The organism is Glycomyces buryatensis, from assembly GCF_004912275.1.
GTDB lineage: Bacteria > Actinomycetota > Actinomycetes > Mycobacteriales > Micromonosporaceae > Glycomyces > Glycomyces buryatensis.
On record NZ_STGY01000064.1, the window covers coordinates 22,716 to 37,431 of the forward strand.

Annotated in this window: 14 protein-coding genes; 9 read left to right on the forward strand and 5 right to left on the reverse strand. The window is 69.0% G+C overall.

The annotated features are described in order from the left end of the window. Window positions 1–19: 19 nt before the first annotated feature. Window positions 20–667 (reverse strand): response regulator transcription factor, encoded by a 648-nt coding sequence (locus FAB82_RS17095; protein ID WP_136535751.1) that lies wholly within the window; start codon window positions 665–667, stop codon window positions 20–22. Continuing rightward, window positions 655–1,974 carry a sensor histidine kinase gene (locus tag FAB82_RS17100; protein ID WP_136535752.1) on the reverse strand — a complete coding sequence of 440 codons (1,320 nt, stop codon included), beginning with the start codon at window positions 1,972–1,974 and terminating at the stop codon, window positions 655–657. The genes FAB82_RS17095 and FAB82_RS17100 overlap by 13 nt, the downstream gene beginning before the upstream one ends. A 180-nt stretch (window positions 1,975–2,154) precedes the next feature. Between FAB82_RS17100 and FAB82_RS17105 the strand changes: the two genes are divergently transcribed. The 3 genes from FAB82_RS17105 to FAB82_RS28425 are packed head-to-tail and all read left to right on the forward strand — an operon-like array spanning window position 2,155 to window position 3,557. Continuing rightward, window positions 2,155–2,388: a hypothetical protein gene (locus FAB82_RS17105; protein WP_136535753.1), complete on the forward strand. Its 234-nt coding sequence runs from the start codon at window positions 2,155–2,157 to the stop codon at window positions 2,386–2,388. Continuing rightward, on the forward strand, window positions 2,385–3,158 hold the full coding sequence (locus FAB82_RS17110) for an ABC transporter ATP-binding protein (RefSeq protein ID WP_136535754.1): 774 nt from the start codon (window positions 2,385–2,387) through the stop codon (window positions 3,156–3,158). Before FAB82_RS17105 ends, FAB82_RS17110 begins: the two co-directional genes overlap by 4 nt. An 18-nt stretch (window positions 3,159–3,176) precedes the next feature. Further along, entirely contained in the window at window positions 3,177–3,557 is a 381-nt protein-coding gene (locus FAB82_RS28425) for an FtsX-like permease family protein (RefSeq protein WP_136535755.1), read from the forward strand. A gap of 103 nt (window positions 3,558–3,660) precedes the next feature. Here FAB82_RS28425 and FAB82_RS17120 read toward each other — a convergent pair whose 3' ends face one another. After that, window positions 3,661–5,100 (reverse strand): MFS transporter, encoded by a 1,440-nt coding sequence (locus tag FAB82_RS17120; RefSeq protein ID WP_246039688.1) that lies wholly within the window; start codon window positions 5,098–5,100, stop codon window positions 3,661–3,663. Window positions 5,101–5,240: 140 nt separating this feature from the next. Between FAB82_RS17120 and FAB82_RS17125 the strand changes: the two genes are divergently transcribed. The 6 genes from FAB82_RS17125 to FAB82_RS17150 all read left to right on the forward strand — a co-directional run bounded on the left by FAB82_RS17125 (window position 5,241) and on the right by FAB82_RS17150 (window position 11,025). After that, window positions 5,241–5,573 (forward strand): MarR family winged helix-turn-helix transcriptional regulator, encoded by a 333-nt coding sequence (locus FAB82_RS17125; protein WP_246039689.1) that lies wholly within the window; start codon window positions 5,241–5,243, stop codon window positions 5,571–5,573. Window positions 5,574–5,819: 246 nt separating this feature from the next. Continuing rightward, window positions 5,820–6,833 (forward strand): APC family permease, encoded by a 1,014-nt coding sequence (locus FAB82_RS17130; protein ID WP_136535757.1) that lies wholly within the window; start codon window positions 5,820–5,822, stop codon window positions 6,831–6,833. A gap of 86 nt (window positions 6,834–6,919) precedes the next feature. Continuing rightward, complete coding sequence (locus FAB82_RS17135) at window positions 6,920–7,384, forward strand: cobalamin B12-binding domain-containing protein (RefSeq protein ID WP_136535758.1); 465 nt, start codon at window positions 6,920–6,922, stop codon at window positions 7,382–7,384. A gap of 773 nt (window positions 7,385–8,157) precedes the next feature. Beyond that, complete coding sequence (gene sucC / locus FAB82_RS17140; RefSeq protein WP_136535759.1) at window positions 8,158–9,336, forward strand: ADP-forming succinate--CoA ligase subunit beta; 1,179 nt, start codon at window positions 8,158–8,160, stop codon at window positions 9,334–9,336. A gap of 4 nt (window positions 9,337–9,340) precedes the next feature. Further along, window positions 9,341–10,228, forward strand: a complete 888-nt coding sequence (gene sucD, locus FAB82_RS17145) for a succinate--CoA ligase subunit alpha (RefSeq protein WP_136535760.1) — start codon at window positions 9,341–9,343, stop codon at window positions 10,226–10,228. A gap of 83 nt (window positions 10,229–10,311) precedes the next feature. Beyond that, window positions 10,312–11,025, forward strand: coding sequence for a ComEA family DNA-binding protein (locus tag FAB82_RS17150; RefSeq protein ID WP_136535761.1), 714 nt, complete (start codon window positions 10,312–10,314; stop codon window positions 11,023–11,025). A 66-nt stretch (window positions 11,026–11,091) separates the two neighbouring features. On the opposite strand, the gene FAB82_RS17155 is transcribed toward FAB82_RS17150, so the two are convergent. Further along, the gene (locus FAB82_RS17155) at window positions 11,092–13,839 is read right to left on the reverse strand and encodes a DEAD/DEAH box helicase (RefSeq protein ID WP_136535762.1); all 2,748 of its coding nucleotides are present in this window, start codon (window positions 13,837–13,839) and stop codon (window positions 11,092–11,094) included. A 77-nt stretch (window positions 13,840–13,916) separates the two neighbouring features. Then, complete coding sequence (locus FAB82_RS17160) at window positions 13,917–14,483, reverse strand: dihydrofolate reductase family protein (RefSeq protein WP_136535763.1); 567 nt, start codon at window positions 14,481–14,483, stop codon at window positions 13,917–13,919. Window positions 14,484–14,716: the final 233 nt, after the last annotated feature.

Sequence of the window (14,716 nt, forward strand, 5' to 3'; positions counted from 1 at the left end):
CCTTACCGGGTGGCAGTCCTCAGCCGTGTTCGAGGTAGCGCAGGACCGCTGCCACTCGGCGGTCGGTCTCGTCGTCGGGGGCGAGGTCGAGCTTGAAGAAGATATTGCGGATGTGCTTGTGGACGGCGTTCTCGGTGATGAACAGACGTCCGGCGATCGCGCCGTTGCCGAGGCCCTCGGCCATGACCGAGAGGACTTCCCTTTCGCGCGGGGTGAGACGGTCGAGGCCGTCGTCGCCGCGGTGTTGGGCGAAGAGCTGGGCGACGACCTCGGGGTCGATGGCGGTGCCGCCGCCGGCGATGCGGTGGACCGCTTCGACGAAGGCGTCGACGCGGCCGACCCGCTCCTTCAACAGGTAGCCGATGCGCCTGGCCCCTCCGGCGAGGAGGTCGGTCGCGAAGCTCTCCTCCACGTAGGCCGACAGGACCAGGACGGCGAGGTCGGGGTGGGCCTTGCGGGCGGCGACGGCGGCGCGGATGCCCTCGTCGGTGTGGGTGGGCGGCATGCGCACGTCCACGACGGCGACGTCGGGCCGGTGCTCATCGACGGCCGCGAGGAACGCCTCGGGCCCGTCGACGGCGGCGACGACGTCGAAGCCCTCGCCTCGCAGCACCAGGCCCAGGCCCTCGCGCAGGAGGGTGTCGTCCTCGGCGATCACGATCCGCATGGCAGCTCCACTCTGATCTCGGTTGGGCCGCCGACAGGACTGTGGACGGTCGCGCCGCCGTCGAGCGCTTCGACGCGGCGGACGATGCCGGCGAGGCCCGACCCGGCGTCGAGTTCGGCGCCGCCCCGGCCGTCGTCAGTCACGGCCACCAGCAGCGTATTCCCCTTGCGCCGCACCTCGATCTCGGCCTTGGTCGCGCGGGAGTGCTTGGCCACGTTGGTAAGCGATTCGGCGACGACGAAGTAGGCGGTGGCCTCGACGCTCGCGGGGCAGCGCACCGGCACGTCGACGGTGACCTTGCAGGGGACGGGGCAGTCGGAGGCGAGGGCCGAGAGCGCGCCGGTGAGGCCGCGGTCCTCCAGGACCGGCGGGAGGATCGAGCGGACCACGGCGCGCAGTTCGGCGAGCGCGTCTTCGGTGGTGTCCTGGGCGCGGCCCAGGATCTCGTCGGCGCGTTCGGGGTTGCGGGTGATCTCGCGGCGGGCGGCTCCGATGAGGACGGCGACGCCGACGATGCGGTTCTGGGCGCCGTCGTGCAGGGCCCGTTCGATGCGCCGCAGTTCGATGGCGTGGGCGTCGAGCGCGGCGGCGCGCGTCGCGGTCAGTCGGGCAACGCGTTCGGACAGGTCGGCGTCCGGGTCGGGCCCGAGGAGGTTCACGCCGGGCCTGGCTTGCAGGTCGAGCAGCTTGGGGCCGAACAGGAGCCACAGGGCGAACACGGCGATGCCGGTGGCGCAGCCGAGGAGCGCGCCCGAGGGAGTCTGGGCCGCGAGCAGGCCGTTGAGCAGGGACTGCTCGGAGTCGGGGACGAAGTACCACCACAGCGGGTAGGTGACGTCGTGGACCGACGTGTACGGCATCTGGAACAGCAGCGCGCCGATGATGAGGCCCCAGGTGCCGTGCAGCAGCAGCCAGGACAGGTCGCGGCGCGCGGCGGGGTCGGTGGCGATCTCGCGGAACGTCGTGCCGGTCTCGGTCTCCTCTGAGGTCCCGGGTATCGCGTAGGGCGAGTCGAGGACGTGGCCGAGGCGCCGCAGGCGGCGTCGTTCCAGGTCGGAGAGGATCCGCACCCACCGCATGGTGGGGCCGAGCAGCGGGCGGCCGACGCCGAGGAGCGCGAGGACGCCGACGAGCAGCATGATCGGGATCGAGTAGAGCGCGAGGATGCCGAAGCCGGCGCCGACGAGGCCGTAGCCGGTGGCGCGGAGCGACGCGAGCAGGAGCGAGCGCAGGTCGGTCTTCTCGTCGGTGGGGCGCAGCGTCTCGCGCAGGAACGAGCGCAGCCGTCCGGATCCCTCACCTGCCATGTCATCCTCCGTTTTGGTGTCGCACCAGAAACGTACCCGGGGATTTCCGGATCGTCGGTGCAGCTGGCTGTACCTCACGCCCTGCCGCTGCCCCCACCCCCAATAGGCCAGTCGGCTGCATTGGGCACCAGCGGTTTTCGCCATAGCGTCGGAGACATCCGATTCGAAGCGAGGAACACCGTGAACGACCAGTACCGCCTCACCGACGCCCCGCCGCCGGCCCCGCCCGAGCCGCGGCGGCGCACCAGTCCCGTCGACAAGCTCCTGTGGGTCGCCCTGATCGTCGGCGCCGTCTTCAATTCCGGATTCCAGATGGCCGGGGATGAAATGCTCGCGATCCCGTTCGGCGCTGTCACCGTCGTCGCCGGGATCGCCCTCATCGTCCGCTTCATCCGGGGTAGGAGCACCCGATGACGACGCTCACCAAGCCCCGCCCGGGCCTGCACGAGGATCCGACCCGGCCGCTGGCCCTGCTCCTGCGCGACGTCACCAAGACCTACGACGGCGCCCACAAGACCCTCGACCACGTCTCGCTCCAGGTCCCGCGCGGCTCGTTCCTGGCGATCATGGGCCCCTCCGGCTCCGGGAAGTCCACGCTCCTGCACTGCGCCGCCGGGCTCGACTCCCCCGATTCCGGTGAGATCCGCATCGGGGGCACCGACATCGCGCACCTGTCCGAGACTCAGCGGACCCGCTCGCGCCGCAGCCGGATCGGCTTCGTCTTCCAGGCCTACAACCTGCTGCCGTCGCTGACGGTGGAAGAGAACATCACATTGCCGCTGCGCCTGGCCGGAACCGACGCCGACAAGCAGTGGCTGCGGTCCCTGGTCGACCGCATCGGCCTGGGCGACCTGCTGCACCGGCGCCCCGGCGGGCTGTCCGGCGGCCAGCAGCAGCGGGCCGCGATCGCCCGCTCGCTCGCGGCCCGGCCCGAGGTCGTCTTCGCCGACGAACCGACCGGCGCACTCGACTCAGGCACCGCCGCCGAGGTCCTCGACCTGCTGCGCGACCTCGTCGACGAGCTGGGGCAGACCGTCGTCATGGTCACCCACGACCCGAACGCGGCCGCCCGCGCCCACGCCACCGCCGTCGTCGCCGACGGCCGCATCGACCAGTACTTCGACCGGCCCACCGCCGATGAGCTCGCGCGCCGCCTCACCCACCTGCGCGGGGCCCGCGCGTGAGCCGGGGCATGGCGGGTCCTGGGGTTTCGATGGCCCGCAGCCACATCGGCTCGCTCGTCGCCGTGTTCTTCGCCGTCCTCGGCGGCGACGGCGAGGCGGCGCGGCGAATTCGCGGCGCTGCGGATCGTCGGTGCGACGCCGCGGCAGGTGCGGGCGATGGTCCGCAAGGAGGCGGCGCTGCTGTCGACCATGGCGCTGGCGGCCGGGCTGGCGGTGTCGGCGCTGCCGATGTCGTTGCTGGGCTTGGTGTTCCTGGACCGGCCGTGGCCGCAGGGGCCGTTGTGGGTGATCCCGGCGATCATCGCCGTGACGGCATTGATCGCCTGTCTGGCGACGATGACGCCCACCCGAAGGGCGCTGCGGGAACCGCCGACGCGGGTGCTCGCCGCCGCGCTCTGAGGGCGGAGGCGGTTCGAAGGCAGGACAGTGGGGGCCACCGGCGCCGGTGGCCCCCACGGGGTTTCGTCTCTCCAGTTGATGCAGTTGTCAGCGTGAACCGGTTTCAGGCGGCCTCGGGGGCGACCTGGCGGCGGCTCAGCAGGGCCGTGGCCGAGGCCGCGAGTCCGATGATCGCGACGATCGCGACCAGGTAGAGGCCGGGCCGGTACTGGTCGAGGTTGGTGGCGACGCCGCCGGAGATCAGGCCGGTGGCGATCGCCAGGACGACCGCGCCGCCGATCTGGCCGGAGGTCTGGACCAGGCCGGAGGCCAGGCCCTGCTCGTCGTCGTCGATGCCCTCGGTGGCCTGCACCATGACCGACGAGAAGCCGAGCGCGAAGCCCAGGCCCAGCAGCAGGAAGCTGGGCAGGTAGTCGATGAAGTACGCCGGCTCGGGGTTGCCGCCCCGGACGATGAACCAGAGGTAGCCGAGCACGAACGAGCTCATCGAGGCGATGATCATCGGCGTGGTGCCGTAGCGGTCGATGAACTTGCCGGCGATCGGCGACAGGATGGCGACGATGATGCCGGCCGGGGCCAGCGCCAGCGCCATCGGCAGCGGGTCCCATTCGAGCGTGTTCTGCAGGTACAGCGACACGATCGTCTGGAAGGAGATGTAGGAGCCGAAGATCGCCATCGCGGCGAGGTTGGCCCGCACGATCGACTTGACCCGCAGGATGCCCAGGCGGACCAGGGGCTGCTTGATCTTGTTCTCCACGATCAGGAACGAGCCGAGGAGGACCACCGCGGCGGCCGTGGTCGCGATCGTGAAGGCGGTGAAGCCGTGCTCGGGGACGGTCACGATCGTGTAGACCGCGGCGAGCATGCCGCCGGTGAGCAGGGCCGCGCCGCCGAAGTCGATGTGGCCGCGCTCGGTTTCGCTCTTGGGGATCACCAGGAAAGCGGCGATGACGACGGCCGCGACGACGACGGTGGGCACGTAGAACGTGAGCCGCCAGTCGATGCCGGTGAGCAGGCCGGAGACGATCAGACCGGAGGCGTAACCGGTGGCGCCGAAGACCGTGAAGATCGACAGGGCCTTGTTGCGGTCGTGGCCTTCCTTGAAGGTGGTGGTGATGATCGACAGCGCTGCCGGGGCGGTGAACGCGGCGGCGACGCCCTTGACGATGCGGCTGGCGATGAGCAGGCCCTCGTTGTCGACGAGCCCGCCGACCAGGGAGGCGAGTCCGAAGACCACCAGGGCGGCCAGGAAGACCTGGCGGCGTCCCAGCAGGTCGGCCATGCGTCCACCGAGCAGCAGCAGCCCGCCGTAGCCGAGGATGTAGCCGTTGACGATCCATTGCAGACTGGCGGTGTCGAGGCCGAGTTCGGCGCCGATGGACGGGAGCGCGACGCCGACCATGGAGACGTCGAGGGCGTCCAGGAACATCGCCAGTCCGGCGACGAGGAGGATGGCCCAAAGCTTTGGCCCCCAACGGCTTGGGGCATGTGAAGGAGTTGTGGCGCGGTCGGGGGTCTGGGGCTTCGTTTCAGTGAGTGTCACGGGAATGAAGTTACATGCCCGTGCATTCAATGTCAACACATCTAATGAGTTGACATAAAATGTCTTGACATGGTAATCTCCTGGTCATGGACGTCAAAACAGAGCCGAATGTATGTGACAAGTGGGCTGAGACACTGCGTGTGTACCACAACACATCTTGCGAGCTGGAGAACGAACTCCAGTCCCGACATTCCTTGGGGCTCAGCGAGTTCGAGGTACTCCTCGAACTGTGCGGGCAGTGCCACGGAGGAGACGGCAAGGCCAAGATGAAGGACCTCGAGGCCCGGATGTACCTGAGCCAGAGCGCCCTCTCGCGCACCGTCACCCGCCTGGAGAAGGCCGGCCTCGTGACCCGGGCCGCCTGCGACAACGACCGGCGCGCCAACTTCCTCATGCTCACCCCCGCCGGACAGGAGCGCCTCGACGAGGCCCGCCCGACCCACAAGTCGGTCCTGATCAAGCACTTCGCCTGATCCCGTCCGGGCCAACGCGGCGATTCGCGGCGGTCCGTCCCGAACCGGCGCCTCGCCCGACCCGGTCCCACACCCGTGCCGACGGCCACCCCGACGTGCCGATTCCCCTTCACGCCCAACGGAACCGGCCGCATGAATCGCCCTTCCTCATGCGCCCGCGGCGGCGGTTCACCTCCGTTCTTGCTCCAGTCGGTAAGGTGAGGACTGAGAGAAGTCACGACTTGACCGGCATGGAGAGTAGTTCTGATGACTGACCCCGGAAACCGTCCGCCAGAAGACGACGACGGCGGCACCTTCAAGCTGAAGCCCGGCTCGCAGCCGAAGGCCGAACCGCAACAGCCCCAGGAAGAAAACCTGGACGGCACCATGAAGATCAAGCGCGTCGGCGGCGGCCCCGGCGGCGGCGGATCCGTCCCGCCCCCGCCCCCGTCCCCGCTCGGCAACCCGACCGGCCCGGCCGACCCACCGCAGATGTTCGGCGACACCACCGTGATGCCGCAGCAGGGCGGCTCGCAGACCGGCTTCCAGCCGGCCTCGCAACCCGCAGGCCAGCCCGGCAACCCGCTCGGCGGACAACAACTGAACTCGCCGCCGCCCGGACCCCAGCCGTACGGACAGCAGCCCGGCTACGGCCAGCAGCCGCCACCCGGCCAACTCCCCCACCAGCAGGGCCAGATGCCCCAGCCGCAGACCGCCCCGCCGCAGGGCACGGCCCCGCAAGGCGTCGTGCGCATCGGCCTCATGGCCATGATCGGCGCGGCCGTCGGCGTGCTCGGCAACATCGTGAGCATGGCGATGGGCGCCAATGGCTTCGCGGTGGTCATCGGCATCTTCGGCATTCTCTTCGCGCTGGCGTTCGGCTGGTACGGCTACGCGCTGCCGAAGGGCAAGATCGCCTCCAGCGGCCTTCGCCAGGCCGGCGTCATCCTCATGATGATCGGCGCGGTCGGCTCCGTGTTCGTCGTCCTCAGCGCGCTCACCACGCTCGGGGTTCCCGGCGCCGGCGGCGTCTCCGCCGTCTCCCTGGTGACCGGGGTCCTCGGCATCGGCATCTACGGCTTCGTCTCCTTCATCTACATCAAGGACAAGGAATCCAGCGCCTGGATCAAGGGCACGCCCGCCATGGGCGCACAGCCGGGATACCCGCACCAGGGCGGCTACGGCCAGCAGCCCGGCCAGCCCGGCGCCTACCCGCCGCCCGGATACCCGCAGCAGGGACAGCCTGGACAGCCCGGAGGCCAGCCTCCCTACGGCCGCTAAGGCTTCACACTCCGGCCGGTCGCGACTAAGCTCCTTCGTATGACGGCCGCGGCAACGACGCCGCGGCCGCATTCGAGGAGGTAGCTATGTCTGCAACTCGCGATTCCCAGGACCGCACACCGGTCCGGGTGGTCGTCGCGAAGGTCGGGCTCGACGGACACGACCGCGGTGCGAAGGTCGTGGCCAGAGCGCTACGCGATGCGGGCATGGAAGTGATCTACACCGGCCTGCACAATTCCCCCGAGCAAGTCGTGGCGACGGCACTGGCCGAAGACGCCGACGCGATCGGATTGAGCATTCTCTCCGGCGCGCATATGACGCTGTTCCCGCGGGTACTGCGGCTACTCGACGAAGCCGATGCGCGCGACATCGTCGTGTTCGGCGGAGGCATCATTCCCGAAGAAGACGCGGCCGCGCTCCGCGAAGCCGGAGTAGCGGCGACCTTCGGTCCCGGGGCCTCGACTCAGGCGATAGCCGAATGGGTGAACGAACATGTCGCCTCCGGCCAGAACGGCCGCCCCGCAACGGAATCCGGCGCTACTACCAGCTGATTCGGCGCTGGCAAAAAAAGTTTTGGGTAAACCGTAACCGGCCGACTGCGGCGGTCGTTCTTATAAGTGTCGGACGCAGTACGAATCAGCGCGAGACACATCGGCAGCGGGGCTCCGGCCCACCGCTAAGCGATATCGCATAGCTCATAGAGCCATGCCACAAACTGCCGATGCCCTGTCGATTGAGGGGTGGCGATAGGGCATCGTGCCTAAAGGGGATCAGGCCATTGAGGGGTGGGCCTGATTCCCGACTAAAGGGGACCGGACGCCTGAGGGGTGCGTCCGGTCCCCGCCCTTATGCTCACTAAAGCCTCGCTGCCGACCGGACAGTAATGCTCAGGGGCGCCAGGTCCGCGCCACTATCCCGGCTGAGCCTCGCCGCCGAGCTGACGGCAGCGCTCAGGAGCGGCCGGCCCCGCCCTTAGGTTCGCGAAACCTCACTGCCGACCGGACGGTAATGCCCGTGGGTGCCCGGCCGCGCCTCTTCGCCTCGAATTCCGCCCCCGAGTCACCGCCACCCGAGGTCGGGTGTGTCGGTTCCGAGAACCCCCGGCAACAACCCTGACCGATGGGTCCGACATTTCGGATCCGGGCATGGAATCGTCGCACCGGCCGGTTTTCTCGATGTGAAACCCTCGATCTCGTCACACCCGCGCACGGTCACCCGGCCGCTTCGCTCACCTACGCGTTACCCTGCGATAACGGGCACCTGTCTCGATCATCGACTCAGGCCACCCGGTCAAGGAAGACTAGCTACTGGAGCGGACTCTACAGTGGATCTGTATGAATACCAGGGCCGCGCACTGTTCGCCCGGCACGACGTGCCGGTGCTGGACGGTGGCGTCGCCACCACCCCCGCCGAGGCTGTGGAGCTCGCTGAGCGCCTCGGTGACCGGGTGGTCGTCAAAGCACAGGTGAAGGTCGGCGGCCGAGGGAAAGCCGGCGGCGTCAAGCTCGCCGACAACGTGGACGAGGTCAAGACCCACGCCACGAACATCCTCGGCATGGACATCAAGGGGCACACGGTCGAGAAGGTCATGCTGACCGTCACGGCCGACATTGACTCCGAGTACTACTTCTCCTACCTACTCGACCGGGCGAACCGCACCTTCCTGTGCATCGCCTCCGTCGCGGGCGGCATGGAGATCGAAGAGGTCGCGCACACCGACCCCGACAAGGTCGTGAAGCTTCCGATCGACGCCGGTGTCGGCGTCACCCCGGAGATCGCGAACCAGATCATCGATCAGGCCGGTTTCCCCGAGGACCTGCGCGACCAGCTGGTCGACGTCTTCGTCAAGCTGTGGCACGCCTTCGTCGCCGAAGACGCCACCCTGGTCGAGGTCAACCCGCTCGTCCGCACTCCCGAGGGCAAGGTCCTCGCGCTCGACGCGAAGGTCACCCTCGACGAGAACGCCGACTTCCGTCACGCCGAGAACGCCGAGTTCGAGGACAAGTCGGCCGTCGACCCGCTCGAGCAGCACGCCAAGGAGCAGGGCCTCAACTACGTCAAGCTCGACGGCTCGGTCGGCATCATCGGCAACGGTGCCGGGCTGGTCATGTCGACGCTCGACGTGGTCGCCTACGCCGGCGAGAAGCACGGCGGCGTCAAGCCCGCCAACTTCCTGGACATCGGCGGCGGCGCCTCTGCCGCGGTCATGGCCAACAGCCTCGAGGTCGTCCTGTCCGACCCGCAGGTCAAGAGCGTCTTCGTGAACGTCTTCGGTGGCATTACCGCTTGCGACGAGGTCGCCAACGGCATCGTCGGCGCGCTCGGGACCCTCGCCGACCGCGGCGAGACCGTCGACAAGCCGCTGGTGGCCCGCATCGACGGGAACAACGCCGAGGCGGGTCGCAAGATCCTGGCCGACGCGAACCACCCGCTCATCACCGTCGTCGAGACGATGGACGCGGCCGCCGACAAGGTCGCCGAGCTCGCGAACCAGGAGGCTTAGAACAGTGGCCATCTTCCTCAACGAGAACAGCAAGGTCATCGTCCAGGGCATGACCGGCTCCGAGGGCATGAAGCACACCCGCCGCATGCTCAAGGCCGGCACCCAGATCGTCGGCGGCGTCAACCCGCGCAAGGCCGGCCAGAAGGTCGACTTCGACGGGCAGAGCCTGCCGGTGTTCGCCTCCGTGCAGGAGGCCATCGCCGAGACCGGCGCCGACACCTCCGTGGTGTTCGTGCCCCCGGCCTTCTGCAAGGCCGCCGTCCTCGAGGCGGTCGACGCCGAGATCGGCACCGTCATCGTGATCACCGAGGGCATCCCGGTTCACGACTCGGTGGTCTTCTGGAACTACGCCGAGTCCAAGGGCAACAAGACCCGCATCGTGGGTCCGAACTGCCCGGGCATCGCCAGCCCCGGTAAGTCGAACGCGGGCATCACCCCCGCCGACATCACCGACGCCGGCCCCATCGGCCTGGTCTCCAAGTCGGGCACGCTGACCTACCAGCTCATGTACGAGCTGCGGGACATCGGCTTCTCGACCTCCGTCGGCATCGGCGGCGACCCGGTCATCGGGACCACCCACATCGACTGCCTCAAGGCGTTCGAAGCGGACCCCGAGACCAAGGCGATCGTCATGATCGGCGAAATCGGCGGCGACGCCGAAGAGCGCGCGGCCGAGTACATCAAGGCCCACGTGACGAAGCCGGTCGTCGGCTACATCGCCGGTTTCACCGCGCCCGAGGGCAAGACGATGGGCCACGCCGGCGCCATCATCTCCGGTTCGGCTGGCACCGCCGAGTCGAAGAAGGAGGCCCTCGAGGCCGCCGGGGTCAAGGTCGGCAAGACCCCGAGCGAGACCGCGAACCTGATGCGCGAGGTCATCAAGGGCCTGTAGACAGGTAAAGCTGAACGCGAACCGGGGTCCGGCGGCACTGTCGCCGGACCCCGGTTCGCGCATAGCCTGGATATCATCGGGCGATGCCCTCGGAACCGACCGTGCCCGCTGACAACGCTGCGCTGATCGAGTCAGCCCCTACCGATTCCCGTCCCGGTGCGGCCTCGGTCTGGTGGGCGCTGCTGCCGATCCTGCTGCCCGGACTGGGTGCCCCGATCGCCTTCGGCGTCGCCACCTCACGCCGCCCCGCGCCGGGGACCGTCATCCCTCTCATCGCCTACACGGCAGCATTCTTCGGCTTCTGCGTGCCCGCGGCCAACTACGGCAGCGACATGGTCGGCTGGCTGAATCTCTTTGCGGCGTTGTCGGCCTTGACCGCGACCGTCGGCGCTTGTGGTCACCTCTTCGCGATCCGCAACCGAGTCTGGGGAGCCGAGAAGCAATCCATTGAACCCTCCCCTGATCCGACCAACCGTGCGGCGCTCGACCACGCCCTGCGGCTCCGCGACAAAGGCCGTCAGACGATCGAGAAAGACCCGATGCTCGCCAAGCGAATCGGCATCGGCCGCCCCGACCTGCCGCGGGACATCGAGGACGGCGGCCTCATCGACCTCAACCACGTGCCGGTAGAGATCCTGAGGGACCTGCCGGGCTTCACCGACGCGACGGCGAAGCAGGTCCACGACCGGGTCGAACACGTCGGTCCGTACCAGGACTTCAACGAGGTCATCGTGGAGATCGGCATCCCCACCGGCTTCGAACGCGTCTTGCGCGAGTATGTGGTGCTGATCCCTTGAACCGCTGAGCGGACGACCTGCATCGCAACCGCCTGAGCAGCCCCGAAGCAACCCTGAATCCGCTGCCTACCTGCTCAGGTCCGATCTGCCCAGGTCCGACAGGATTTCAACCGCCGCCAGCGAGGGTTCGTCCCCGTACGCCGACGGATACGCCTCCACGATCCGCCACCCGGCCCTTCGCAGCGCCCGATGCCTCGCCGCATGCGCGGCCGGCCCTTCCGGGTGGACGGCGCCGATCACGCCGATCGCCCGTTCGTCCTCGCCCACCACCAGGTCGACCGTCCAGTGCCCGACCGGGTAGGCCCGCCGCACCGGCACCTCCGCCAGTTCCAGCGCGTCGGCCAGCTTCGCCGTCCATCCACCGATCCCCTCGCCATCGCCCGGTTCGCGCGGCGGCCGGTCCGCGTACCGCAGGAACTCCCCGATCAGCCCGTCCGCGGCGCCGATCGCGGTGACCACGTGCAGATGGTCTCTGGCCCTGGTGATCATGACGTTGAACAGGTTAGCCCCGGCGGCGAACCGGCGGCGCCCGGCCGAGTCGCCTTCGGCCACACCGAGAGCGACCACGACCGTTTCGGCCTCGCTCCCCTGGAACGCATGCACCGTCCCGGCCCGCATCCGGTGGCGGCGAATCGTCTCCAGGTCAAAGCGATTCAGGATCGCCGCCTCGATCGCCTCGGCCTGCGCCCGGAACGGGCTGATCACCGCCAGGCTCTTCGCGCCCGACTCCACGAGCTCGGACAGCAGCTCGACCGATCGGTCCACTTCGGCCGCCACCACCCCGTCCACGGAAGCGGCGGCCTCGACTCGGTGGACGGCGATCACGTCGGCGTCATGGTTGCGCGGATGCGTGGTGATCGGTTTGACGCGCCCGTGGTAGAACTTCGCGGCCGAGAACCCGATCAGATGGGGCACACTGCGATGGTGCTCGGTCAGCTCGTCCACCGGGCCCGCCCCGCAGGCCAGGTCGTAGGCGCTCACCTTGCCGATGTCCAATTGCCCGGCCCGCCCGGACAGGCCATGGCGCTCCAGTACCTCATCGGTCCTCGCGGTGCTGGCGAAGGAGACGAAGCGCAGCTGCCGGGGATCGCCGGCGACCACCGCACGGCGGGCGCGGGCCAGCACCGGAGCGGCCCGCAGCTGGTTGATGTGCGAGGCCTCGTCCAAGATCACCAGGTCGAACATGCCCGCATGAGCGGGCAGGACGTCCTCGACGTCGGCGACCGTCCCGATCCACAACGGCATGGCCCGCAATAGAGTCGCACCCCCGACCTTCTCCAGACGGGCGCGACGCTGCGGCCGGTTCCCTTGGCGCAGTGCCGCGGCGAGCGAGGCGACGGACCGGCGGGCGGTGCCGCCGCGCCGCTCGGCCGACGCGGACTCGACCTTGGCCAACTGCCCGATGGCAACGGCCGCTTCGGCATCAGCGGCCTCGAGACTTCGCCACAACGGTGCCAGTCGCAGGCCCCCGGCGGCGGCGAGCCTTGCGGCGCCGCGCTGGTCGCGGGCGGCTCGCACGGCTCGGGCGATCGCGGTCGGGCTGCCTTCGCCGCCGGCGAGGACCCGCAGCCGCTTCGCGGCGCGGCGGGCGCGCCACCGGTTCCACCAGCCGCCCTGGTCGATTTCGGCCGCGAGGGCCAGCAGCCCGTCGGCCTCGTCCAGGTCGGCCTCGCGCAGCCCGGGGAAGTCGTCGAGAAGGAACAGCGGCAGATCTTCGGCGCGGCCGCGCCGGGTCTCCAGATCGAGCCAGTCGGCGATCTCGGACTCGACGCGACCGGCGTACTCCACCGCCTCCGCGGCGGCCAGCCGGCGCCGCTCCACCTCGCGGGCCTTGTGTCCCTTGCCGGTGCCAGTGCCGAGGGCGGTGAGGAACCGCTCGCGGCGCTCAGAATCTCCGAAGTGGACCGGCGTAGGCCCGGGGTTGCGGTCGAGAAGGTCGGCCAGCACATCGGCGGCATGGACGGACTGGGTGGCGATGAGAACCGATCGGCCCGCGGCGATGGCGTCGAGAGCGATCGCCGCGAGGGTATGGCTCTTGCCGCAGCCCGGCGCACCGGCAACGACGGTGACCGGGGCGGTTCGGGCCCCGACGACAGCCGCGGCCTGTTCCCGACTGAGGGGCAGGGAGCAATAGGGGGCCCGCGCATCGGCTTCGGACTCATAGTCATCGTCATCGGCCTCATAGATCGCGGCCAGCGCGGTGTCCTCGATGCCCGACCGGTTCGCCCATTCCCGAAGCCCGGCCGCGATCGGGGCGGGCATGGTCTCCGGGGCGATGTAGACGACGGCGCGAGGGACCACGACGAGCCGGTCCCGTTCGCTCTGCGGCGGGATGTGCCAGACGGCGGCGCCCTTGAATCCGGCCGCTGCCGCGGCCTTCGGCAGCCACGCGGTGTCCGCCATGACCTCGTCGCGGCGCTCGGGATCGAAGATATCCTCCAGTTTGGACCCGAACTCGGTGCCGGCGAGCGCGGCGTGGACTTCCAGGTCTCCGGCGGGGATGACCTGCTGCTCGGACTTGTTCGCCGGATCGCTCCTGAGCCGGACCGGGCGACTGACGAGCGGAACCCTGACCCGCTGCATCTTGCCGTCAACCTCGGTGCGCCCCATGACGATGCCCCAGCCCTGCCGGAGCAGGCGCTCGTCTCGGTGAAGCTCGTCGTACTTTTCGAGTTCGCCGGCATGGTCGACGGAGTCGAGTGCACTGCCCCAGGCGAACTGCTTTCCCAGCTGGTCGCGGACCAGCCGTTGCTTCGACAGGTTCGGGGCGGGGGCGAGATCTGCGAGGGCACGCAAGAGCCGGGAGGCGCTCATATCGATCGAGTCTACTGTCGCGGGCAGGGCACCGGCGGCTGACCAGGTGAGCCGCGGGTGCTCCGTGCCCGCGCCGTCTATCGGATGACGTCGAAGATCTGCTTCTGGATGCCGTTCGAGTAGGTCTCGTGCTCGACCAGTTTGAGCTTGGTGGCATCCTTGTCGGCGCTGCTGAACAGGCGCTTTCCCGCTCCGAGCAGCACTGGGAAGACCAGCAGGTGGTAGCGGTCGACCAGGCCGGCATCGGCAAGGCTCTGACCCAGCTCGGCGCTGCCGTGCACCGAGATGGGTCCGCCCTCGGTCTCCTTGAGCTTCGCGACGTCGTCAACCGAACGCAGGATCGTGGCGGGCCAGCGCGGGTCCGCCTCTTCCAGCGTGGTCGACACGACGTATCTGGGCATCGCGTTGTAGCCCGCGAACTCCTCGGTCATGGTCGGCCACACCGGCGCGAACGCCTCATACGAGCGGCGCCCCATCAGCAGGGCCCCGGCTTCCTCCTGTTCGCGGGTCTTGATCTCGTAGGCTGCTTCGTCGAACTCCACCGTCTTGAAGGTCCAGCCGGTGTTCCGGTACCCGGGCTCCCCGCCGGGGGCCTCCATGACGCCGTCGAGGGAAACGAAAGCGGTGACAATGAGCGTGCGCATGTGTATCTCCTGCGTTGGTGCTTGAACTTCGTCTTACACCTGCATGTCGATCGGCGGGTTTCGTTTTCGACAGCCCGACACAAAGTTTTTGAAGAAATCTTCGCGGCGCCGTCGAACCGGGCCGGGACGGCGCGGGTTTGCAGGTGGTGCGGGTGCGCAGGTGGTGCGGATGCGGGCGCGGGGGTGTAAGGGTTGGTGCGGGCGGGCGACTGGGTGTCGCCCGCCCGCGTTTC

Coding starts and splice junctions, on each gene's coding strand:
- FAB82_RS17135 (WP_136535758.1), top strand. CDS start 6,920: ATGTCTGCAACTCGCGATTCCCAGGACCGCACACCGGTCCGGGTGGTC.
- FAB82_RS17150 (WP_136535761.1), top strand. CDS start 10,312: ATGCCCTCGGAACCGACCGTGCCCGCTGACAACGCTGCGCTGATCGAG.
- FAB82_RS17155 (WP_136535762.1), bottom strand. CDS start 13,839: ATGAGCGCCTCCCGGCTCTTGCGTGCCCTCGCAGATCTCGCCCCCGCC.
- FAB82_RS17160 (WP_136535763.1), bottom strand. CDS start 14,483: ATGCGCACGCTCATTGTCACCGCTTTCGTTTCCCTCGACGGCGTCATG.
- FAB82_RS17130 (WP_136535757.1), top strand. CDS start 5,820: ATGACTGACCCCGGAAACCGTCCGCCAGAAGACGACGACGGCGGCACC.
- FAB82_RS17110 (WP_136535754.1), top strand. CDS start 2,385: ATGACGACGCTCACCAAGCCCCGCCCGGGCCTGCACGAGGATCCGACC.
- FAB82_RS17100 (WP_136535752.1), bottom strand. CDS start 1,974: ATGGCAGGTGAGGGATCCGGACGGCTGCGCTCGTTCCTGCGCGAGACG.
- FAB82_RS17095 (WP_136535751.1), bottom strand. CDS start 667: ATGCGGATCGTGATCGCCGAGGACGACACCCTCCTGCGCGAGGGCCTG.